This window comes from Cellulomonas sp. B6 (genome assembly GCF_001462455.1).
Lineage (GTDB): Bacteria > Actinomycetota > Actinomycetes > Actinomycetales > Cellulomonadaceae > Cellulomonas.
Genome location: NZ_LNTD01000141.1, coordinates 1 through 21,972, shown reverse-complemented (window position 1 = coordinate 21,972; position 21,972 = coordinate 1). Strand labels below are relative to the sequence as shown.

The window sequence follows — 21,972 nt, the reverse complement described above, 5'->3', positions numbered from 1 at the left end:
GCGCCCGGTCGGCTCGCCCGTCGGCTCCCCGGTCGGCGTCCCCACGGGCAGCGTCGGGGTGCCCCCGGGCGTCGGCAGGTCCGGGGCGTCGGGGGGCAGGACCGGCGGCGTGGGCACGTCGGGGACCTGCGGCACGTCGACGTCGCCGCCCGGCGGCGGCGCACCCTGCCCGGGCGGCTGCGTGGGCTGCGGCCGCTGCGGCGGGACCGCGGCGGACGGGCCGGTGGCCGTGTCGCGCGGGTCGTGCACGGGGGCGCCCGCGCGGCCCGTGTCGATCGCCCGGCTGCTGCCGTCGGCCTCGACGACGACGGCGCGCGAGCCGTCCTCGGTGTGCACGACGAGCCGCCCGTCGTCGACCAGCAGGCGCGGGTCGCGCCCGCCGGGGACGACCACGTCGGGGCGGCCACGCGTGCCGTCGGGGCGCAGCACGATCACGCGTCCGGCACCCGTGCAGGGCACGTAGACGAGGCCGGCGAACACGGCGGGCCGCCCGGGTCGCTCGCACCCGAGCGCACCGACGCCGACGTCGAGGATCCGGTCGCCCGCGAGCATGACGACCGCCGAGCGGCCGGGCACGCCGGCGGGTGCGAGGTCGGTGGGCGACGAGCCCGCGGGCAGCACCTCGCCGGACAGGTCGGGCACCGCGACCGCGAGCTCGCGGCCGACGCCGACCTGCAGCACGGCACCGCCGTCCGGCGCGAACACCGTGACCCCGCGCTCGTGCGGCAGCAGCCGCGTCCCGGAGCCCGCACCCCGCACGGGGCGCGACTCCCCCGCCTCGAACCGCTCGTCGGCGGCCTTCCACGTCACCTGCTGCAGGTCGCCGCCCGTCGTCACCGCCCACACCGTGCCGCGCGCGTCGACGACCGCGTCGGCCAGCGCGCTGCCCAGGCGGTGCGGGGTCCCCAGGTCCTTGAGCGTCAGCGGGTCGACCGCGCGCACCACGCCCGTGCCGGGCGTCACGAGGTAGACCAGGCCACCGCCGACCAGGACCCGCGCGGGCTCGTCGCTCGTGCGCTGACCGCTCGCGAGGAGCGTCGCGAGGTCGATGCTCGTGAGGCTGCCGGTGGCGCCGTCGCCGACCACGAGCACGCCGTCACGCTGGCTGATGTCGAGCTGTGCGCCGGGCCCCGCGACCTGCAGGCGGCGCTCGGCGCGCCCCGTGCCCGGGTTGATCTGCACGACCTGCCCGGTCTGGTCGTCGGGCAGCCACGTCACGCCGTCGGACATGGTGACCACGGTGCTGGCCACGCCGGAGCCGAGCGCGGCGCCCAGCACGAGCGCGGCGCCCGTGACGGCGACGCCGGCCTCGGCGAAGCCGCGCTGGCGGTCGCCCGGACGGCCCAGCAGGCGCCTCATCAGGCCGGATGCGGTGGCTGATCGGTTCAACGGACGGTCTCCCGGTCGGCTGTCGGCGATAGTACCTGGACGACCCGGACGCCTCCGCCGCTGACCAGCAGGCCGCGGCCGACGCCCGTCACGGGCTCGTGCGTGTGCATCGGCACGGTCGCGCCGACGAGCGAGCCGTCGGCCATCTCGGGGGCGAGCAGCACCGCGCGCCGCGCGCGCCGGGCCGCGGCGACCGCACCCGCGACGTGCTGGCGCGCACGTGCCTCGTCGGCGTCGGCCGCGACGACCACGGCCACGTGGCGCGCGGGCCCCTCCTCGACCGTGCGGGCCATCAGCTCGACCAGGCGCCGGTCGTCGCCACCGCGCTCCCAGCCGCGCTCCCACTCGTGCACGTCGTCCACGAGCAGCACGCGCCAGGCGTCGTCGCCGACGGCCGGCGACGGGGCCGCGAGCAGGTCCTCGAGCAGCGCGACGGCCGCGGCGGGGTCGGCGACGGCCGTGACGCCCGCCGCGTCGCGCGCCCGCGGGCCCAGCAGGTGCACGGCCGTCGGCGGCTGCGCGGCGCGCGCGACGGCCTGCGCGAGGCCGAGCAGGAACGACGTGCGCCCCGACCCGCCGCGGCCCAGGACGAGCAGCGGCGCCGGCAGCAGCGGCAGCACGACACCCGTCGCGAGGTCGCCGTCGACGCCCAGGCACACGTCGTCGCGCTGCGGCGCGGGCACGAGGTCGACCGGCACGCGGGTCGGCATCGCGGGCACCGCGACGGGCGGCTGGGCGGCGTAGCGCGCACCCTCGCGGTCTGCGACGTCGCGCAGCAGCGCGGCCTGCCGCGGCGTGCCCGCCCCGCCGACGGTCGCGACCTGCACCTCGGTCCGTCCCAGCAGCCCGCGGCCGGCCGGCGTGCGGTCGTCGAGCACGGTCTGCGGCACGCCGAGCACCTGGTAGTCGTCGACCGACGTCATGCGCAGCACGAGGCGCTGGCCGAACGCGCCCGCGAGCGCCGACGGCAGGCCGGTGCGTCGCGGGGTCGTGGCGGTCACGTGCACGCCGCACCGGCGGCCGTCCTGCAGCACGGCGACGAGCTGGTCGACGTGGCCGCGGCGCAGCGGGCCGCCGCCCTCGAGGTGCTCGACGAGCTGCGGCAGGTTGTCGACCAGCACGTGCACGCGCGGCAGCACGACGCCCGCGGCGGCGAGCGCCTCGACGTCGGCCGCGCCGTGCCGCGCGAGCAGCGCGTTGCGCTCGGTGAGCGTGCGGTGCAGCATCCGCACGAGCCGCGTGACGCGCTCGGGCTGCTGCTCGACCACGACCGACCCGACGGACGGCAGCGCCTCGAGCGCCGCGAGCCCGCCGCCCGCGGCGTCGATGCCGTAGACCAGCGCGGGCGCGAGGTCGTGCGCGAGGGTCGCGGCCAGGGCCACGGTGCGCAGCAGCTCGGTCTTGCCGCTGCCCGAGGCTCCGTGCACGAGCAGGTGGCCGGCGCGCGCGTAGTCGACGAGCAGCGGGCGCTGCGTCTGCTCGTCGGGCAGGTCGGCCAGGCCGAGCGGCAGCACGCCGGGTCCGGGCGTGCACGTGTGGACGTCGGGCGTGACGCCGGGCACGGCGGCCTCGTCGCGCGCGTCGGCGCCGAGCAGCAGCGCCCCGGGCTCGCCGCCCGCGAGCAGCACCTCGTCGCGCAGCGCGGGCAGCCACGGGCGCTTGGGGGCCACGAGGCCCGAGCGCGCGAACGCCTCCCCGACCGTGAGCACGAGCCGCTCGAGGTCGGAGCGCTCGTGGACGCGACCGCTCGCGGCCGCGGGCGCGGCGTCGGAGCGCGCCGTGAACGCGCGGACCGCGACGGTCGCGGCCTCGTCGCGCGCGGGCTCGTGCGCCCCGACCCACGCGACCTGCACGAGCTCGCGCGTGCCGTGGCCCGTGCGCCGCAGCCACGCGCGCCCCGGGGTGCGGCGCGAGAGCGTCGCGGCGTCGGGCGCCTCGACGACGTCCGTCGAGTCGTCGGTCGACGCCATGCGCAGCGCGATCCGCAGGTCGGTGTTCGCCTTGATCTGCGGTGTCACGACGCCCGCGGGGCGCTGCGTCGCGAGCAGCAGGTGCATGCCGAGCGACCGACCGCGCTGCGCGACGTCCACGACGCCGTCGACGAACTCGGGCACCTCGCCCAGCAGCGCGGCGAACTCGTCGACGCAGATGAGCATGCTGGGCGGGGCGACGTCGGGGCGCAGCTTCTCGAGGGCGACGAGGTCCTTGGCGCCGTGCTCGGCCAGCAGGTGCTCGCGCCACGTGAGCTCGGCGCGCAGCGACACCAGGGCGCGCTGCACGAGCGCGGGCGTGAGGTCGGTGATGTAGCCGACCGTGTGCGGCAGGTCGGCGCACTCGCGGAACGCCGCGCCGCCCTTGTAGTCGACCAGGAGGAACGTGATGCGCGACGGCGGGTTGTTGGTGGCCAGCGAGCACAGCAGGGTCTGCAGCAGCTCCGACTTGCCCGAGCCGGTGGTGCCGGCGACGAGGCCGTGCGGACCGTCCTCGCGCAGGTCCACGGTGACGACGCCGTCGGCGCCGGCGCCGAGCTGCGCGCGCAGGCCCGCGGACTGCGCCCACCGGTCGAGGACGGCGGTGACGTCATCGGGGTCGCGCAGGTCGGAGCCCAGGTCGGGCAGGCGCACGGCGTCGGGCAGCGCCGAGTCGGGCGGCACGACGGCGGCCTCGTCGCGGAACGACGTGAGCGTGCGCGCGGTGTCCCACGCGGCCGCTAGGTCGAGCTCGTCGACCGCGTCCACGACGTCGTCGCCGCCGCGGTCGCGGCGCCGCACGAGGCCCGCGTCGAGGTCGAGCAGCACGTCGGTCGCGGACGGCACGCGCATCGCGTCGCGGCCCACCCACAGCAGGTGCACGTCACGCTCGGCGGCGGCGCCCGCGACGGCCTCGACGGCGCGGCGCGGCACGCCCGCGTCCTCGTCGACGACGCACACGACGTGCCCGCGCGCGCCGTCGGCCGCGACGAGCGCGTCGAGCAGCGCGGCCCCGTCGGCCGCGCCGACGGCCACTGGCGGCAGGCCCGCGACGCGGTGCGCGGTGTGCGGCAGCCACCGCAGCCACGTCTCGACGTGCGTCGCGTCGGGGCCGAGCACGGCCGCGAGCGCGACGTCGGTCGGCGAGTGCGCGGCCGCGAGCCGCACCAGCAGCGCGCGCACGGCGGCATCGGCGCGGTCCCGGTCGGTGCACGTGACCGCCGCGAGCCGGTGACCGCCCAGCACGAGCGGCACGGGCTGCGCGGGGATCGTCGCGCGCTCCTGCAGCTCGCAGACCGCGAGGTCGCGCTGCACGCGGTCGCCGCCGCGCGCGACCGTCCCGGCCACGAGCGCGGGACGCGGGCCGAGACCGGCGCGCACGTGCAGGAAGTCGGGGTCGTCGACGCGGCGCGCCCACGTGCCGGGGTGCCGCGCGGCGACGCGCTCGCGCACGGTCACGAGGTCGGGCTCGTCGGCGGCGGCGCGCTCGCGCTGCACGGCGGCCGCGGCGTCGACCTGCGTGACGACGTCGTCGACGTCGTGCCGCCACGCACGCAGCTGCGCGTCGTGCTCGGCGCGCTGCTGGCGGCGCTGCACGACGTGCTGCACCGACATCATGAGCGGGAACCCGAGCATGAAGACCAGCGAGAACGGGCTGCGGTTCATCGCGAACATCGCACCGCCCAGCAGCACGGGCATGAGCATCATGGGCCACGGCAGCGGCGCACGGCGCGGTGCGGTGGGCGGCGCGGGCGCCTCGAGCTCGGCGGGCTCGAGGCGCGCACCGAACCGCGGCGGCCGCAGCACGCCCGTCTCGCCCGGCAGCGGGGTCGCGTCGCCGCGGTGCACCTCGAACGTGGTGCGGCCGACCTCGACGCGCTCGCCCCAGCCCACGGGCTGCGCGCGCTGCACGGGGCGGCCCGCGACGCGCGTGCCGTGCGCCGAGCCCTCGTCGCTCACGACCACGCCACCCGCGAGCAGCACGCGCGCGTGCACGCGCGACACGAGCGGGTCGGTGAGCCGCACGGTCGCGCCGGACCCGCGGCCGACCGTGAACGCGTCGGAGGCGACCGCGACCTCCTGCCCCGCGTCGGGGCCGGCGACCACGCGCACGCGCGCCCGCACGGCACGTCGGCCGCCCGGGCGGTCGAGCCAGGACGCGGGCACCGACGCGACCGGCAGCACCGCGCCCGTGCGCAGCGGCGCCTGCGCGAGCGGCAGGTCGGCCGGCCACGGCGTGCCGTCGGTGGTCGGGGCGAGCAGCGCGCCCGTGCCGGCACCCAGGTGCGCCGCGAGCGCGCGGGCGAGGTCCGCGACGCGCGCCCCCTCGCGCGCGACGACCTCGACGTCGACCGCGCGCAGCCCGCTGTCGCGGGTCGGCTGGACGCTCAGTCGCCACATGGGCGGTCTCCCGTCGGTGCGTGCGTGGGCGAGGGCGAGTGTGGTGGCGTCCCGGTGACGTCGGGCGGGACGCGGACGCCGGGGTGCCGCGCCGGACGGCGGCGGCACCCCGGCGGCGGGGGTCAGGACGACGCGGTCTCCTGGTCGTCGGCCTGCTGCGCGAGCGCCGCGGCGTTGGCCTGCAGGGCCTCGACGACCCGCTGCAGGGCCGGCACGTACTGGCCGGTCCAGTCGGCGTTGAAGCGCTGCGCGTCGGGCCCGTACCAGGGCGTCGACTGCAGCTGCTGCGTGAGACGGCTCGTGATCTGCGTGATCGAGTCGGCGTCGACGTTCATGACGCGCACGAGGTCACGGGCGGCGGCGATGTCCATGCCGAGGACGTTGCTCATGGTCGTTCTCCTTCGGTGCGTGCCCGGACCTGGCGCCCTGGGCGGGTGGGTGGCTCTGCCGGTCTCGGTCAGGCCGGGGCCGGGTCGGCGGCGCCGAGCCGGACGGAGGTGTGCGCGGCGGCGAGCGCGTCGCGCAGGTCGGTGGGGGTCGTGGCGGACCAGCTCGACACGACAGTGACGGCGTGCCGGTGGTCGCCGGGCACGGGTGTGGGGTCGAGGTGCACGTCGACGCGCTGGTGCACGGTGCCGGTGCCGTGCGCGCGCACGAGCGTCGCGCGGGCTGTCCCGTCGGGTGCGTGGTCGCCGTCGGGTGCGTCGTCGCTGCCGGGTGCGTGGTCGCCGGTGCTCGCGTCGGCCGGCGGCACCGGCTGCCGCGTGCCCGGGTACTGCGCGAGCATCGCGTCGAGCACCTGCGCGGCGGTCGTGCCCGCAGGCACGAGGTCGGCCGTGACGGTGAGGTTCGGCTGGAACCCGGGGACGTCGACCGTGGGCCGGGCCACCGCGAGCGCGCGCGGCGCGGGGGCGGCGTGCCAACCGTCGGGCAGGTCGAGGCGGAAGCGCGGCGCGCCGGGCAGCAGGGGTCCGGGGTGCTCGAGGGTCGTGGCGGTCATCGCCCGGTCCCGTCGATCGTCAGCTCGGTCACCACGGGGGTGCCGGGACCGGTGTGGTCGCCGGCCGCGGCGTCGTCCTGCGGCTCGCCGTCGGCCGTGCCGCCGTCGGCGCCCCGCGCCCCGTCGGCGACGGCCGCGCCGATGCGCTCGCCGAACGTCCCGCCGCCGACCGCGTGGCCGATCGCCCCGCCCACGACACCGCCCACGACCTGGCCGACCGTGCCGGCCGGGTCCTTGACGATGCCGGTCGCGATCGAGCCCGCGGACACCCCGGTGCCGCCGGCACCGGTCGCGCCACCGCCGGGCTCGGTGCGGGCCACGGGCGCGGTGGGCGTCGTGACGCCCGCTCCCCCGCCGGCCGCGCCGTTGACGTGCACCGTGATCGAGCCGATCGACACCGGCACGACGACCTGCGCTCCGGCACCGGCCGCACCGCCACCGGGCTGCGACGTCCGCACCGCGGGGTCGGGCGCGGCGAGCACCGGGGCGTTCACGGTCGACGCCTTCGGCAGCTGCACGGGCGTGAACCGCGCGTCGGGGATGTGCACGGTGGGGGTGTCCGCGCTCGTGTCCTTCTGCGTCTGCGAGATCAGCGCGAGCACCTGGGCGAAGCCTCGCAGGTACTTGGCGACGGTCTGGACCCACGGGATGACCACGGCGCGCAGGTAGCGGGCGAACGCGGCCGCCCAGCCGGTCCACGACATCGCCTCGAGCGCCGCGGCGAGCACGCGCAGCGCGGTGACGACGTCGTCGGCGAACTCGGCCGCGTCGGTCATGGTCCGCACGATGCGGTCGAGCCCGTCGACGTCGGACCCGCGGAACGTGCCGCTCTGCTGGAGCTGGGTCATCGGGTGCCTCCTGCGGTGGGCCGGACGGTCCGGCGGGTCTGCTGCGGGTGGGTCGTACGGGGTGGTGCGGTGCGCCGGGGTGCGGGGTGGTGGCGCTGTCTCGACGCTAGGGAGCGGGCGGGCGGCGCGGCCAGCGTCGGCGGGGTGGAAGGTTCCGCCGCGCAGCCGGTCAGCGGCTCGCGTCCTCCTGCATCTGGGCGCGCCGGTCGAGCTCGACGGCGTTGCTGCGGATGTTCTCGGCGGCGGCCTGCAGCTCGGGGCGCAGCGCGCCGTCCCACTCGCCGAGGAACCGCTGGGCGCCCGGGCCGGACCACTGGACCTGGCTCAGCAGCGAGCCGATCTGCCCGACGATCTGGTCGAGGTTCCCCGCGCCCGTCTGCATCGCACGGGCCTGCTCGCGGCTGTACTGCGGGTCGATGCCGTGGAAGGTGCTCTTGTCGTACATGGCGTGCTCCTCGCGTCGTCGGGCCGGTGCCCGGCACGCTAGGCAGCGCGCGGGCGGTCAGGACAGGGCGCCGGGGGTGGAACCTTCCGGGTTGAGGCCCGCGCCGCGGGCACGCGCGGCCTCGACGACGGCCAGGTCGTCGGCCGTCACGAGGCGCACCTCGGCCGCGCGGCGCGCGACCGCGAACCGCACGTTCTGCGCACGACCGCCGGCCTGGGCGAACGGGTCGTCCGCCGGGCCGAACGCCATGCGCGCGACCACGCGGATCGCGTCGTCGACGCGCTGCGCGCGCTCGAGGTTCCACGCGTGCCCGCGCCACGCGAGCACGCGCTCGTAGATCTCGCGGTTCGACGCGGGGCGCGGGTAGTCGTCGTCGCCGACGAGCCACGGCTCGGCGAGCGCGAGCGCGACGTACCACTCGCGGGACCACCGCTCGAGGCGCGGCGCGGGTGCGGTGACGGCGCCGTCGGGGTCGTGCTCGGGCACCCACGCGGGGCCCGCGTCGGGCTCGACGGGCACGGACACGTCGACGACGAGCACGAGGTCGGTGTACTGCCCCGGGGCGGTCTGCCGTCCGCGCAGCAGCAGCACGTGGTTCTCGCCCTCGTCGAGCAGCGCGGCCATGCCGTCGGAGAGGGCGACGCGGCGCGCGCCGCCGGGCGCGTCGAACAGGCTCGAGAGCTGGGCCTCGGTCGAGCCGCGCCAGCGCAGCCGCACGACCTCCTCCCCCACGACGATCTCGCCGACGAGCCGCGACACGTGCGGTGCCGCGCGCGGCAGGGTCAGCGCGGTGCTGCGCAGCGCGGCGTCCGCGTCGGCGTCCGGGAGCGCGGCGTGCGGGTCGCGGCCGACGAGCAGCGTCTCGCCGGACCCGAGCACGACGGTGGGCACGCCGACGCCGCGCAGGGTCACCCGCAGCACGGGGTCCCCCTCACGTCGGGGCTGGGTGCGGGCGCGCCGTGGCGGCCCGTGCGGTCCGTGTGCATCTGTCGGAGTCTGTCCGACGCGCGCGCGCCGTTCATCCTCACCGAACGTTCCCGGACGGTTCCGGACACGCTTTCACCCGATCCGACCAGCGGTGACACCACGACGCGCTCGCGCGCGGACGGCAGCGGCGACGTCCGCGACGTCGACACCCGGCGCCGCGCTCAGCCGAGCACGGCGCCCTTCGACGCGGACTGCACGAGCTTCTGGTACTTGCCGAGCACGCCGCGCGTGTACCGGGGCGCGAGCGGCGTCCAGCCCTGGCGGCGGGCCGCGAGCTCGGCGTCGTCGACCACCAGGTCGAGCGTCGCGTGCGCGACGTCGAGGCGGATGCGGTCGCCGTCGCGCACGAACGCGATCGGTCCGGCGTCGACGGCCTCGGGCGCGATGTGCCCGACGCACAGGCCCGTCGTGCCGCCCGAGAACCGGCCGTCGGTCACGAGCAGCACGTCCTTGCCGAGGCCGGCGCCCTTGATCGCGCCGGTGATGGCGAGCATCTCGCGCATGCCGGGCCCGCCCTTGGGGCCCTCGTAGCGGATGACGACGACGTCGCCGGCCTGGATCGTGCCGTCCTCGAGCGCGTCGAGCGCGGCCCGCTCGCGCTCGAACACGCGCGCGGTGCCCTCGAACACGTCGGAGTCGAAGCCCGCGGACTTCACGACCGCGCCCTCGGGCGCGAGCGAGCCCGACAGGACCGTGATGCCGCCCGTGCGGTGGATCGGGTCGTCGAGCGCGCGCAGGATCTTGCCGTCGGGGTCGGGCGGTGCGATGTCGGCGAGGTTCTCGGCCACGGTGCGCCCGGTGACGGTGAGGCAGTCGCCGTGCAGCAGCCCCGCGTCGAGCAGCGCCTTCATGACGACGGGCACGCCGCCGACGCGGTCGACGTCGTTCATGACGTAGCGGCCGAACGGCTTGAGGTCGCCCAGGTGCGGCACCTTCGCGGCGACGCGGCTGAAGTCGTCGAGCGTGAGGTCGACCTCGGCCTCGTGCGCGATGGCCAGCAGGTGCAGCACGGCGTTGGTGGACCCGCCGAACGCCATGACGACGGCGATCGCGTTCTCGAACGCCTCCTTGGTCATGATCTGCCGCGCGGTGATGCCGCGGCGCAGCAGCTCGACGACGGCCTCGCCCGAGCGCTGCGCGTACTGGTCGCGCCGCCGGTCGGCCGACGGCGGGGCGGCCGAGCCGGGCAGCGACATGCCCATGGCCTCGGCGACGGACGCCATGGTGTTGGCGGTGTACATGCCGCCGCACGCGCCCTCGCCGGGGCAGATCGCGCGCTCGATCCGGTCGACGTCCTCACGGCTCATGAGTCCGCGTGCGCACGCGCCGACGGCCTCGAACGCGTCGATGATCGTCACGTCCTTCTCGGTGCCGTCGGACAGCTTGACCCAGCCCGGCATGATCGAGCCCGCGTAGAGGAACACGCTCGCGAGGTCGAGCCGCGCGGCGGCCATGAGCATGCCGGGCAGCGACTTGTCGCACCCGGCCAGCAGCACGGACCCGTCGAGCCGCTCGGCCATCATCACGGTCTCGACGCTGTCGGCGATGATGTCGCGGCTCACGAGCGAGTAGTGCATGCCCTCGTGGCCCATCGAGATGCCGTCGGACACCGAGATGGTCCCGAACTCCAGCGGGTACCCGCCGCCCGCGTGCACGCCCGCCTTGACGGCCTTCGCCAGCCGGTCGAGCGACAGGTTGCACGGCGTGATCTCGTTCCACGAGCTCGCGACGCCCACCTGCGGCTTCGCGAAGTCCTCGTCGCCGAGCCCGACCGCGCGCAGCATGCCGCGCGCCGCCGTCGCCTCGAGCCCGTCGGTGACCTGCCGCGACCGCGGCTTGATGTCGACCCCCGCCTGCTGCGCGTCCGTCATGGCCTGAGCGTAGGCACGCCGCACCTCCGGGGCACCCGATGACGCGCAGCGGCGCGGCCGCGCCTCAGACCCGGCGGATGCGGCTCACGTCGCGCACGGCCCCGCGGTCGGCGGACGTCGCCATCGCGGCGTACGCCTGCAGCGCGGGCGAGACGTAGCGGTCGCGGTCGACCGGCTGCCACGGGTTCTCGCGCGCCTCCATCTTGGCGCGGCGCTCGGCGAGGACCTCGTCGGGCACGTTGACGCGGATGAGGCGCGTCTCGACGTCGATCTCGATCTCGTCGCCGTCCTCGATGAGGCCGATCGTGCCGCCCGCGGCCGCCTCGGGGCTGATGTGCCCCACCGAGATGCCGCTCGACCCGCCCGAGAACCGGCCGTCGGTGATGAGCGCGCAGACCTTGCCCAGGCCGCGGCCCTTGATGAACGACGTCGGGTACAGCATCTCCTGCATGCCGGGTCCGCCGGACGGGCCCTCGTACCGCACGACCACGACGTGGCCGGGCTCGACCTCCTTGCGCAGGATCTTCTCGACCGCCTCGTCCTGCGACTCGCACACCAGGGCGCGCCCCACGAAGTGGAAGACGTCGGGGTCGATGCCCGCGGTCTTGAGGATCGCGCCGTCCTGCGCGAGGTTGCCGCGCAGCACCGCGAGCCCGCCCTCGACCGTGTACGCGTGCGCGACGTCGCGGATGCAGCCGTTCGCGGCGTCGGTGTCGAGGGACTCCCACACGTTCGACGTCGAGAACGCCTGCGTCGTGCGGACGCCGCCGGGCGCGGCGTGGAACAGGTCGACCGCGCGCTGCGTGGCCTTGCCGCCGCGCACGTCCCAGTCGTCGAGCCACGCGCGGAGCGTCGGGGTGTGCACGCTCGTCACGTCGTGGTCGAGCAGGCCGGCGCGGTCGAGCTCGCCCAGCAGCGCGGGGATGCCGCCGGCGCGGTGCACGTCCTCCATGTGGAAGTCCGGGTGGTTCGGCGCGACCTTCGACAAGCACGGCACGCGGCGGCTGAGCGCGTCGATGTCGTCGAGCGTGAAGTCGACCTCGGCCTCCTGCGCGGCGGCCAGGATGTGCAGCACGGTGTTGGTCGAGCCGCCCATCGCGACGTCGAGCGTCATCGCGTTCGAGAACGCCGCGCGGGTCGCGATCGACCGCGGCGCCGCGGTGTCGTCCTCGTCGTCGTAGTAGCGCCGCGCGAGGTCGACGATCGTGCGCCCCGCCTCGAGGAACAGCTCGCGGCGCGCGCTGTGCGTCGCGAGCGTCGAGCCGTTGCCGGGCAGCGACAGCCCGAGCGCCTCGGTGAGGCAGTTCATCGAGTTGGCGGTGAACATGCCCGAGCACGAGCCGCACGTGGGGCACGCGTTCTCCTCGACGCTCGCGAGCGCCGCGTCGGACACGTTGTCGTCGGCCGAGTAGTTGATCGCGTTGATGAGGTTGAGCGGCGTCGTCGCGACGCCGTCCGCGACGACGGCCTTGCCGGCCTCCATCGGCCCGCCGGACACGAAGATCACCGGGATGTTCAGCCGCAGCGCCGCGTTGAGCATGCCGGGCGTGATCTTGTCGCAGTTGGAGATGCACACGAGCGCGTCCGCGCAGTGCGCCTGCACCATGTACTCGACCGAGTCGGCGATGAGGTCGCGGCTGGGCAGCGAGTAGAGCATGCCCGCGTGGCCCATCGCGATGCCGTCGTCGACCGCGATGGTGTTGAACTCCTTGGCGACGCCGCCGGCCTCCTGGATCGCCGACGCGACGAGGTCGCCCATGTCCTTGAGGTGCACGTGCCCCGGCACGAACTGCGTGTACGAGTTCGCGATCGCGACGATCGGCTTGCCGAAGTCCTCCGAGCCCATGCCCGTGGCGCGCCAGAGCGCACGCGCTCCGGCCATGTTGCGACCGTGGGTCGAGGTACGTGAGCGCAGGGGACGGCTCATCGCGCAGTTCTCCTTCGGGGGCGGGCACCGTGCTGGTGCCCGCCCACCGTACGTCGGCCCCGGTGCGGGGCGTCCCGCACGTCCGGCCTGTGATCCTCCGAGGGGCGGACGCTCAGACGGCGGTGACGTGCGTCCAGCGCGCGTCGTCCAGCGTCACGGCGTAGGTCTCCCCCGCGAGCTCGACGCCCGCCTCGACCTCGCGCTCGGCGCACGACGGCCCGACCCACACCCGCAGCTCGCCGGGCTCGACCACGCGGCGACCCGAGCGGTCCGTGAACGCGAGGCGCTGCGCCGGGACCACGAGCTCGACGTCGACGCTCTGCCCGGGGGCGAGCTCGACGCGGTGGTAGCCGAGCAGCTGCGCGACGGGGCGCGTGACGCTCGCGACGACGTCGTGCCCGTAGAGCTGCACGACGTCAGCGCCCGTGCGGCCGCCGGTGTTGGTGACGGTCACCGTGACGGCCAGGCCGCCGTCGGTGGTCGCACCGGGCGCGACCCGCAGGTCGGTGTGCGTGAACGTCGTGTACGAGAGCCCGTGCCCGAACGGCAGCGTCGGGACCGTGCTGAGGTTCGTGACGTCGCCGTCGCCGCCCAGCGCGGGGTGCAGGTAGGTGTACGGCTGCGCACCGGCCGAGCGCGGCATGCTGATCGGCAGCCGGCCCGACGGGTTGACGCGCCCGCTGAGCAGCCCCGCGATCGCGGTGCCGCCCTCCTCGCCCGGGAAGAACGCCTGCACGGCCGCGGCGCAGCGCCCCAGCGCCCAGTCCACCGCGTACGGGCGGCCCGTGAGCATGACGAGCACGACGGGGGTGCCGGTCGCGAGCACGGCCTCGACGAGCTCGCGCTGCACGCCCGGCAGCTCGAGGTCGTCACGGTCGCAGCCCTCGCCGACCGTGCCGCGGCCGAACAGCGCCGCGTGGTCGCCGACCACGAGCACGGCGACGTCGGCGTCGGACGCGATCGCGACGGCCTCGTCGAAGCCCGAGCGGTCGTCGTCGTCGACCGCGCAGCCGCGCGCGTAGGTGATCTGCGCGGCGTGCTCGCGCCGCAGCGCCTCGAGCACCGTGGGCGACTCGATGCCCACGGGCACGTCCGGGTGGTGCGCGAGCACGTGGTTGAGGAACGAGTAGCAGCCGAACAGCGCGGCCGTGCGGTCGGCGTTGGGGCCGACGACGGCGATGCGCGCGTCGGGCGCGACGGGCAGCGTGCCGTCGTTGGTCAGCAGCACGAGCGACCGCTCGGCCAGCTGCGCGGCGATCTCGCGGTGCTCGGGGCTGTCGAGGTCGACCTCGGTGGGCGGCTCGTCGTCGAACCGTGCGTCGAGCAGGCCGAGCTCCTCCTTCTGCGCGAGCGCGCGCAGCACCGCGCGGTCGACGAGCGCCTCGTCGACCGTGCCGGAGCGCACGGCCTCGGCGAGCGGCGTGAGGTACGCGTCCCCCGTGGGCAGCTCGATGTCGACGCCCGCCGCGAGCGCCTGCCCGGCGGCGTCGCCGAGGTCGGCCGCGACGTGGTGCAGCAGGTGCAGGAAGGCGACGCCGAAGTAGTCGGCGACGACCGTGCCGTCGAAGCCCCAGCGGTCGCGCAGCACGCCGGTGAGCAGCTCGGGGTTGGCGGCGACGGGCACGCCGTCGATCTCGGCGTAGGAGTGCATGACCGAGCGGACGCCGCCGTCGAGCACGGCCATCTCGAACGGCGGGAGGAGCACGTCGGCGACCTCGCGCGGGCCCGCGTGCACGGGCCCGAAGTTGCGGCCCGACTGCGACGCCGAGTAGCCGACGAAGTGCTTGAGCGTCGCGTGCACGCCCGTGGACTGCAGGCCGCGCACGTACGACGTGCCGAGCGTGCCGACGAGGTACGGGTCCTCCGAGATGCACTCGTCGACACGCCCCCAGCGGGGGTCGCGGATGACGTCGAGCACGGGTGCGAGGCCCTGGTGGACCCCGAGCGTGCGCATCGAGCGGCCGATGACCTCGCCCATGCGGGTCACGAGGTCGGCGTCGAACGACGAGCCCCACGCGAGCGGCGTCGGGAAGGTGGCGGCCCCCCAGGCCGACAGGCCCGTGAGGCACTCCTCGTGCACGAGCGCGGGGATGCCCAGGCGGGTCTCGTTGACGAACCAGCGCTGCTTGTCCCACAACCAGCGGGCACGCTCGACCGCGTCGATCGGACGCGTGCCGTACACGCGGGTGAGGTGGCCCAGCCCGTCCTTGATGACGTCGTCGAGGCCGCGCTCGACCTCGAACTCGCCCTGCAGCGGCGCGACGGCCTCGCCCTCGCTCTTCTCCCAGAAGCCCACGATCTGGGCGAGCTTCTCCTCGAGCGTCATGCGCTCCAGGAGGTCGCGGACGCGGGTGCTGGGCTGCGACGGTGCAGCCGTCTGGAGATCCGTCACGGATCCGACTCCTTCGGGACAGGGAGCGGCAGGCGGCCGCGACGCAGGTGTGACGCAGGTACGGGTGTGGAGCAGGTACGGGGCGGTGCCCGCGCACGTCGACCGTGCGCGGGCACCGCGGTGCGGTCAGCCCTTGACCGCGCCCGTCAGACCGCCGACGATGCGGCGCTCGAACAGGCTGAAGAACACCAGGGCGGGGAGCATCGACAGCGACGTGAACGCCAGGACGCGCGCCGTGTCGACGGAGTGCTGGGACGCGAACGCCTGCACCCCGAGCGGCAGCGTGAAGGCCGACTCGTCGTTGAGGATGAACAGCGGGAGCATGTAGCTGTTCCAGCTCGCGATGAACGCGAGGATGCCGACCGTGACGACGCCGGGCATCGACAGCGGCACGACCATCCGCCAGAAGAACGACAGCTTGCTGCACCCGTCGAGCAGCGAGGCCTCCTCGATCTCGTCGGGGATGGCCCGCAGGAACGGGACCAGGATGATGATCGTCGTCGGCAGCGCGAACGCGACCTGCGGCAGGATCACGCCCGCGAGCGAGTTCATCAGGCCGAGCTCACGCACCAGGATGTACAGCGGCGTGATCGCGACGGTCATCGGGAACATCAGGCCCGCCGCGAACAGCGAGTACAGCGCGCCGCGGCCGCGGAACCGGTACCGCGCCAGCACGTAGCTGGCCGCGAGCCCGAGCGCGACGACCCCGAGCGTCGTGCTCAGCGCGGCGAAGGCCGAGTTGAGCACCTGGGTCCAGAAGACGCTGCCGCCGAGGACGTCGAGGTAGTTGCCGACCTGCCACGGCGCGGGCAGACCCGACGGGTCGAGCGTGATCTGCGAGTTCGTGCGGAACCCGCCGAGCACGATGTAGACGACCGGCGCGAGGATCGCGGCGATCAGCAGGGCCGCGACGCCCCAGACGGCGGCGTCGCCGCGACGACGGTTCGACGTCTTGCTGACCGTCGTGGACGTGGCCGGACGGCGGATCGTGGTGGTCGCCATCAGCGCTTCCCTCCCGTGGTCGCGCCCTCGGTGTCACGCCGCAGCACGAAGCGCTGGTAGATGAGCGCGACGATCAGCGAGATGACGAAGAGGACGACGGCGACGGCGTTGCCGTAGCCGAAGCTGCCGGCGTTCCGCCCGTTGACGACCATGTAGGTCGCCATGGTCGAGGTGCCCGCGGTCGAGGCCACGTACTGGCCCCAGACGATGTAGACGAGGTCGAACAGCTGGAGCGAGCCGATGATCGACAGGAACGCCCAGATGCGGAGCGTGGGGCCGAGCAGCGGGAGCGTGATGCGCCGCTGCACCTGCCAGTACGAGGCGCCGTCGATCGCGGCGGCCTCCGACAGCTCCTCGGGGATGCCCTGGAGCCCGGCGAGGAAGAGGATGACGGCGAAGCCGACGTACTTCCACGTGATGATGATCATCAGGGTCCAGATGGCGATCTTCGGGTCCGACAGCCAGTCGCGCTGCAGGCTCTCGAGCCCGAGCTTGCCCAGCAGGTCGTTCACCGCACCCGTGGTCTGGAGCATGAGGCTCCAGCCGGTGCCGACGACGACCTCGGAGATCACGTACGGCACGAAGATGAGGACCCGGATGATCGACTGGCCGCGCATCTTGCGGTTGAGCAGGAGCGCCAGGCCGATCGCGATCGGTCCCTGCATGACGAGCGACATCACCATGATGAAGGCGTTGTGCCGCAGCGCGTCGTGGAACGTCGGGTCGGTGAGGATCGTGACGTAGTTCCGCAGGCCGACGAAGTCGGTCGGCGGGCCGAAGCCCTGCCAGCTGAAGAACCCGTAGTACGCCGCCATGACGACGGGGAAGATGACGAAGGCCAGGAAGACGATCAGGGCCGGGCCGGCGAGCAGGGCGATCTCCGCCCGCATGCGCCAACCGATCCCGCGGGCCCGCCCCGCCGAGGGCGGCACGGTGACCGTGCCGCCCTCGGCTGCGAGACCCGTGGGCGAGCCCTGTGCGTCGCGCACGTTCTCGCTGATGGATGACATCGTGGACTCTGCCTCAGCCCTTCGCGGCAGCGTCGTTGACGGCCTTGACGATCGCCTCGGGCGAGCCCGAGCCGGCGAGCATGTCGACCACGCCGACGTTCAGCGCGTTGCCGATGTTCTGGCCGAACAGCGTGTCGAGCCAGACCGAGACGTACGCCGCGTCGTTGTACGCCGCGAGGACGTCCTGCAGGGCCGGGTCGGTGACGACGCCCTGCGCCTCCTTGCTGGCGGGCAGCGTGACGAAGGCCTCGGCGTACTTCTCCTGGTACTCCTTCTGCATGTAGAAGTTCAGGAAGTCCGCGCACTCCTTGGGGGCCTTGACCCAGCAGGAGTTGCCGTCGACGCCGCCCATCATGGCCGACGGGTCACCCTTGCCGCCCTCGACGGCCGGGAAGGGGAACCAGCGCAGGTCCGCGAGGGGCTCCTTGGTCGGCGTGAGGTCCTTGATCACGCCCGGGTCCCACGCGCCCATGAGCTCCATGGCCGCCTGGTGGTTGGCGATGAGACCGGCCGACGACCCGGCGCCCTGCTGGGCCGACGTCGTGAGGTAGCCCTCGTTGAACGGCTCCGTCTTGGCGAAGTCCTGCAGGTCCTTGCCGGCCTGGAGGAAGCAGTCGTCGTCGAAGCTGCGCGACTCGGCGGCCTTGTCGATCGTGTCCTTCGAGCACTCGCGCAGCGCGAAGAAGTAGTACCAGTGCGCGGCGGGCCACGCGTCCTTGGCGCCGAGCGCGACGGCGCTGGTCCCGGAGGCCTTGAGCTTGCTGACCGCGTCGTTGAGCGAGGCCATGTCGGTCGGCGTCTCGGTCACGCCGGCCGCCTTGAACAGGTCCTCGCTGTAGTAGATGCCGCCGGGCAGGATCGACTGCGGCATGCCGTAGACCTTGCCGTCGACGGAGAGCGCGGAGAGCGCGCCGTCGCCGAGCGCGGCCTTGACCTCGGGCGAGATCAGGTCGGTCAGGTCCATGACCTGTCCGGCCTTGACGACGTCAGCGAGCTTGCCGCCGCCGCGCGACATGAAGATGTCCGGCGCGTCGCCCGCGTTGAGCGCGGTCTGCAGCTTGCCGTCCATGTCCTCGTTCTGGACGACCTGCGCCTTGATCTTGACGCCGGGGTTCGCCGCCTCGAAGTCCTTGATGGTGTCGTCCCAGAACTTCTTGCCGTCACCGGTCGTCGAGTTGTGCCACAACGTCATCGTGACGTCGCCGCCGTCGCTGCCGTCGCCGCCGTCCTGCGAGCACGCCGTGATGCCGGCGGCCAAGACGAACACCGCGGAGGTGAGCGCCAGGGTCTTCCTCACGTTCATGAACCCGTCCTCTTCGTCGAGTCGATCCCCTGTAGGGACGCGCCCTGCGCGGTCGTGACCTCGCTGAGCACGCATCCTGCACCGACGGTCGCGGCCCCCTCGCCGGCCCTCGGCTGCCCGTTCGGCGGCGACGTCGCCGTCCCCGACCGGGCTTGACGCTGATGAGTCTGAACCGGCGTCCGGCTCCAAGTCAAACGATGTCGATAACGATATCGGCACGATGGCCTATGCTCACGGTGTGGAGCAGGTCACCCGCGTCAAGATGGCCGACGTCGCCCGGACGGCAGGGGTCTCGGTGGCGACCGTGTCGAAGGTCGTCAACGGTCGGTACGGCGTCTCGCAGGAGACCCTGGCCCGGGTGCAGCAGGTGATCGACGACCTCGGGTACGAGGCCAGCCTCGGCGCGCGGTCGCTGCGCAGCCACCGCACCAACGTGCTCGGCATCCTCGTCGCGGAGTTCGAGCCGTTCTCGACCGAGCTGCTCAAGGGTGCCGGCTCGGTGGTCGCCAGCACGGGCTACGAGCTGCTCGCGTACTCGGGCGGCGGGGGCGGCGAGGTCGGCTGGGAGCGCCGGTACCTGTCGCGGCTGTCCGGCACGCTCATCGACGGGGCCGTGATCGTCACGCCCACCGTGCTCGACACCTACCCGGGCGTCCCCGTGATCGCGATCGACCCGCACGCGGGCCCGTCGGGCCTGCCGACCGTCGACTCCGACAACCTCGCCGGCGGCGTCATGGCGACCGAGCACCTGATCTCGCTCGGCCACCGCCGCATCGCGCACCTCGGCGGCCGCACCGACCTCGACTCGGCACGCCTGCGCGAGCAGGGCTTCCGCCAGGCCATGGCCGCGGCGGGCCTGCCCGTCGACGAGTCCCTCGTGCTGCCCGGTGGCTACCGGCGCCTGACCTCGGCCGCGCCCGCGCACGAGCTGCTGGACCGCCCCGACCGGCCGACCGCCGTGTTCGCCGCCAACGACCTGTCGGCGCTGGCCGTGCTCGACGCCGCCCGCACGCTGGGCTTGCGCGTGCCGCACGACGTCTCGGTCGTCGGCTTCGACAACGTCCCGGAGTCGGCGCTGAGCGAGCCGCCGCTCACGACCGTCGCGCAGCCGCTGCGCGAGATGGGCGCCACGGCGCTGCGGATGCTCGCCGACCTGGTCTCGGGCCAGGAGGTGCCCATGCACCTGCGCCTGGCGACCGAGCTGCACGTCCGGGCGACCACCGCCCCGCCGCCGCCCTTCTGACGCACCGCGTGGCACGCAGGGCCGGCGGCCGACCGGCCGGCGGCGCGTCAGGCCGTCGCGTCGGCGCCCGACTCCTCGCCCTCCCGGATGTGCCGCGTGACCCACGGCGCGAGCGCGAGCATGACGACCGCCACGGCGAGCGCGACCGCCCCGATGCCCCCGAAGAACGCGGTCCGGCTGACGCCGTCGGTCAGGGTGATGAGCTGCGCCGTGACGGCCTGCCCCGCCGCGGGCGCGAGGAACCACAGCGCCATCGCCTGGCTGCGGAAGGCCCGCGGCGCCAGCAGGGTCGTGGCCGCGAGCCCGACGGGTGACAGGCACAGCTCGCCCAGCGTCTGCACGACGTACACGACCACCAGCACCCACCAGGGCGATCGGCCGCCACCGGCCACCGCGGAGGCCCCCGCGAGGAAGAGGAAGCTGAGCGCCGCGAGGGCGAGCCCCAGCGCGAACTTCACGGCGGTCGAGGGCCGGTCCCCCAGGCGCACCCACAGCCACGCGAACACGGGTGCCAGCACGATGATCGCCGCGGGGTTGACCGACTGGTAGAGCACGGGCGAGATCGTCACGCCGAGCACGTCGAGGTCGGTGTGGTCGCGCGCGTACTGCGACAGCGTGCTCGAGGCCTGCTCGAAGATCATCCAGAACAGCGCGGCCGCGACGAACAGCGGCACGTACGCGGTGAGCCGCGAGCGCTCGGCCCGGTCGACCTTCGGCGACCGGAACATCACGAGGAACATCACGACGGGCGCGGCCAGCGCGAGGTACGACAGCGCGTCGATGACGACGTCGAGCGCTCCGCCGCCACCGGCACCGACCAGCCGCGCGACGACGCCCGCGGCGACGACGGCCAGCAGCACGAGGAGTCCGGTGCGCACGACCTGCGGGCGGTCGGCGGGCGTCAACGGGTTCGGGACCGCGTCCCCGGCGCCGTGCAGCGCACGACGCCCGAGCACGAAGGCGACCAGCGCGAGGGCCATCCCGACCGCCGCCACCGAGAACCCGGCGTGGTAGCCCCCGACCCCGCGCGCGGCCTGCACGAGGAAGGGTGCCGTGAACGACCCGATGTTGATTCCCATGTAGAAGATCGAGAACGCCGAGTCCCGGCGGGGGTCGTCGCGCGCGTAGAGCTCGCCGACCATGCTCGAGACGTTCGGCTTGAGCAGACCCGTGCCGAGCGCGACGAGCACGATGCCGAGGTAGGCGGTGCCGGCCGAGGGCAGCGCGAGGCTCACGTGCCCGGCGGCGATGACGACGCCGCCCCACAGCACCGACCGGCGCGCACCGATGACGCGGTCGGCCGCCCAGCCGCCGACGACCGTGACGAGGTAGACCGCCGACCCGTACACCGCCACGAGCGCGGCGCCCGAGGCGTCGTCGAGCCCGAGTCCGCCGTTGGCCACCGTGTCGGTGAGGAAGTACAGCAGGATCGCGCGCATCCCGTAGTAGCTGAACCGCTCCCACAGCTCGGTGGTGAACAGCGTGTACAGCCCGAGGGGGTGGCCCAGCAGGGTGCGCCCGCGCGCGGCCGCTGCTCGCGGCTCGGGTGCGGCGCGACCCGGCCCGGCGGCGGTGTCGCTCATCGAGCCATCGTGGCGGGTCGAGGCCGTCGATGCACGTCACCCACCGTCAACCAGTTGACATCTCTCATGTCAACCGGTTGACTCATGCCCGTGGACTCCCCCCTCCCCACCGACCGCCCGCTCGGCGACCGCGTCACGGTCACGCTGCACCACCTCGTCGACGTGCTCGACGAGTACGCCGACGACGTGCTGACCCGCGAGCACGCCGTCACCTTCAACCAGTACCTCTTCCTCGCCGTGCTGTGCGACCTCGACCGGCCGGACGTCACGTCGCTCGCGCGCTGCCTGCGCGTCACCAAGGCGGCCGTGAGCAAGCGGGTCGGCTCGTTCGTCCGGGCGGGCTGGGTCCGGACGCTCGACGACCCCGGCAACGCGCGCCGTGTGCTTCTCGAGCTCACCCCCGCGGGTCGGGCGCTCGTCGACACCGCCGGCCGACGGGTGGAGCAGGAGTTCACCGCCCTGTTCGCGGACGTCGAGGACGTCGACCTCGACCGGCTGCAGACCGATCTCACGACGGTTCTCACGACCGTGCGCACCTCGCTCGCCGCACGCGTCCCGACGTCGCCGCTGGCCTGACCACCCGCTCCCGGGCACGGCACGCC

15 protein-coding genes and 1 pseudogene are annotated in these 21,972 nt (G+C 74.5%); 2 read left to right on the top strand and 14 right to left on the bottom strand.

Translation table 11 applies throughout. The annotated features are described in order from the left end of the window. The 13 genes and pseudogenes from ATM99_RS13095 to ATM99_RS13035 all read right to left on the bottom strand — a co-directional run. Window positions 1–1,359 (bottom strand): annotated as a pseudogene (locus tag ATM99_RS13095) (hypothetical protein); the annotation flags it as partial. A gap of 26 nt (window positions 1,360–1,385) precedes the next feature. After that, window positions 1,386–5,759: an FtsK/SpoIIIE domain-containing protein gene (locus ATM99_RS13090; protein ID WP_062103327.1), complete on the bottom strand. Its 4,374-nt coding sequence runs from the start codon at window positions 5,757–5,759 to the stop codon at window positions 1,386–1,388. Window positions 5,760–5,881: 122 nt separating this feature from the next. Further along, window positions 5,882–6,148, bottom strand: coding sequence for a hypothetical protein (locus tag ATM99_RS13085; RefSeq protein ID WP_046527857.1), 267 nt, complete (start codon window positions 6,146–6,148; stop codon window positions 5,882–5,884). A gap of 68 nt (window positions 6,149–6,216) precedes the next feature. Further along, the gene (locus ATM99_RS13080; RefSeq protein ID WP_062103326.1) at window positions 6,217–6,759 is read right to left on the bottom strand and encodes a hypothetical protein; all 543 of its coding nucleotides are present in this window, start codon (window positions 6,757–6,759) and stop codon (window positions 6,217–6,219) included. After that, window positions 6,756–7,607 (bottom strand): hypothetical protein, encoded by an 852-nt coding sequence (locus tag ATM99_RS13075; RefSeq protein ID WP_062103325.1) that lies wholly within the window; start codon window positions 7,605–7,607, stop codon window positions 6,756–6,758. Before ATM99_RS13075 ends, ATM99_RS13080 begins: the two co-directional genes overlap by 4 nt. A gap of 169 nt (window positions 7,608–7,776) precedes the next feature. Further along, on the bottom strand, window positions 7,777–8,052 hold the full coding sequence (locus ATM99_RS13070; protein ID WP_062103324.1) for a hypothetical protein: 276 nt from the start codon (window positions 8,050–8,052) through the stop codon (window positions 7,777–7,779). A 57-nt stretch (window positions 8,053–8,109) separates the two neighbouring features. Then, a complete protein-coding gene (locus ATM99_RS13065; RefSeq protein WP_082659723.1) occupies window positions 8,110–8,973 on the bottom strand; it encodes a hypothetical protein in 864 nt (287 codons plus the stop codon). Between the two features lie 227 nt (window positions 8,974–9,200). Then, entirely contained in the window at window positions 9,201–10,910 is a 1,710-nt protein-coding gene (gene ilvD / locus ATM99_RS13060) for a dihydroxy-acid dehydratase (protein WP_062103323.1), read from the bottom strand. A gap of 64 nt (window positions 10,911–10,974) precedes the next feature. After that, entirely contained in the window at window positions 10,975–12,837 is a 1,863-nt protein-coding gene (gene ilvD, locus ATM99_RS13055; protein WP_062103322.1) for a dihydroxy-acid dehydratase, read from the bottom strand. Between the two features lie 112 nt (window positions 12,838–12,949). Then, window positions 12,950–15,163, bottom strand: a complete 2,214-nt coding sequence (locus ATM99_RS13050; RefSeq protein WP_082659727.1) for a glycoside hydrolase family 3 N-terminal domain-containing protein — start codon at window positions 15,161–15,163, stop codon at window positions 12,950–12,952. 192 nt (window positions 15,164–15,355) lie between these two features. After that, complete coding sequence (locus ATM99_RS13045) at window positions 15,356–16,231, bottom strand: carbohydrate ABC transporter permease (protein ID WP_062103320.1); 876 nt, start codon at window positions 16,229–16,231, stop codon at window positions 15,356–15,358. Beyond that, window positions 16,231–17,241, bottom strand: coding sequence for a carbohydrate ABC transporter permease (locus ATM99_RS13040; protein ID WP_062103319.1), 1,011 nt, complete (start codon window positions 17,239–17,241; stop codon window positions 16,231–16,233). The genes ATM99_RS13045 and ATM99_RS13040 overlap by 1 nt, the downstream gene beginning before the upstream one ends. Window positions 17,242–17,254: 13 nt before the next feature. Next, window positions 17,255–18,544: an extracellular solute-binding protein gene (locus ATM99_RS13035; RefSeq protein WP_062103318.1), complete on the bottom strand. Its 1,290-nt coding sequence runs from the start codon at window positions 18,542–18,544 to the stop codon at window positions 17,255–17,257. A gap of 220 nt (window positions 18,545–18,764) precedes the next feature. Between ATM99_RS13035 and ATM99_RS13030 the strand changes: the two genes are divergently transcribed. Beyond that, window positions 18,765–19,787, top strand: coding sequence for a LacI family DNA-binding transcriptional regulator (locus ATM99_RS13030; RefSeq protein WP_062103317.1), 1,023 nt, complete (start codon window positions 18,765–18,767; stop codon window positions 19,785–19,787). A gap of 47 nt (window positions 19,788–19,834) precedes the next feature. On the opposite strand, the gene ATM99_RS13025 is transcribed toward ATM99_RS13030, so the two are convergent. Continuing rightward, window positions 19,835–21,370 (bottom strand): peptide MFS transporter, encoded by a 1,536-nt coding sequence (locus ATM99_RS13025; protein ID WP_062103316.1) that lies wholly within the window; start codon window positions 21,368–21,370, stop codon window positions 19,835–19,837. A 90-nt stretch (window positions 21,371–21,460) separates the two neighbouring features. Between ATM99_RS13025 and ATM99_RS13020 the strand changes: the two genes are divergently transcribed. Then, on the top strand, window positions 21,461–21,946 hold the full coding sequence (locus tag ATM99_RS13020; protein WP_223305058.1) for a MarR family winged helix-turn-helix transcriptional regulator: 486 nt from the start codon (window positions 21,461–21,463) through the stop codon (window positions 21,944–21,946). Window positions 21,947–21,972 lie beyond the last annotated feature (26 nt).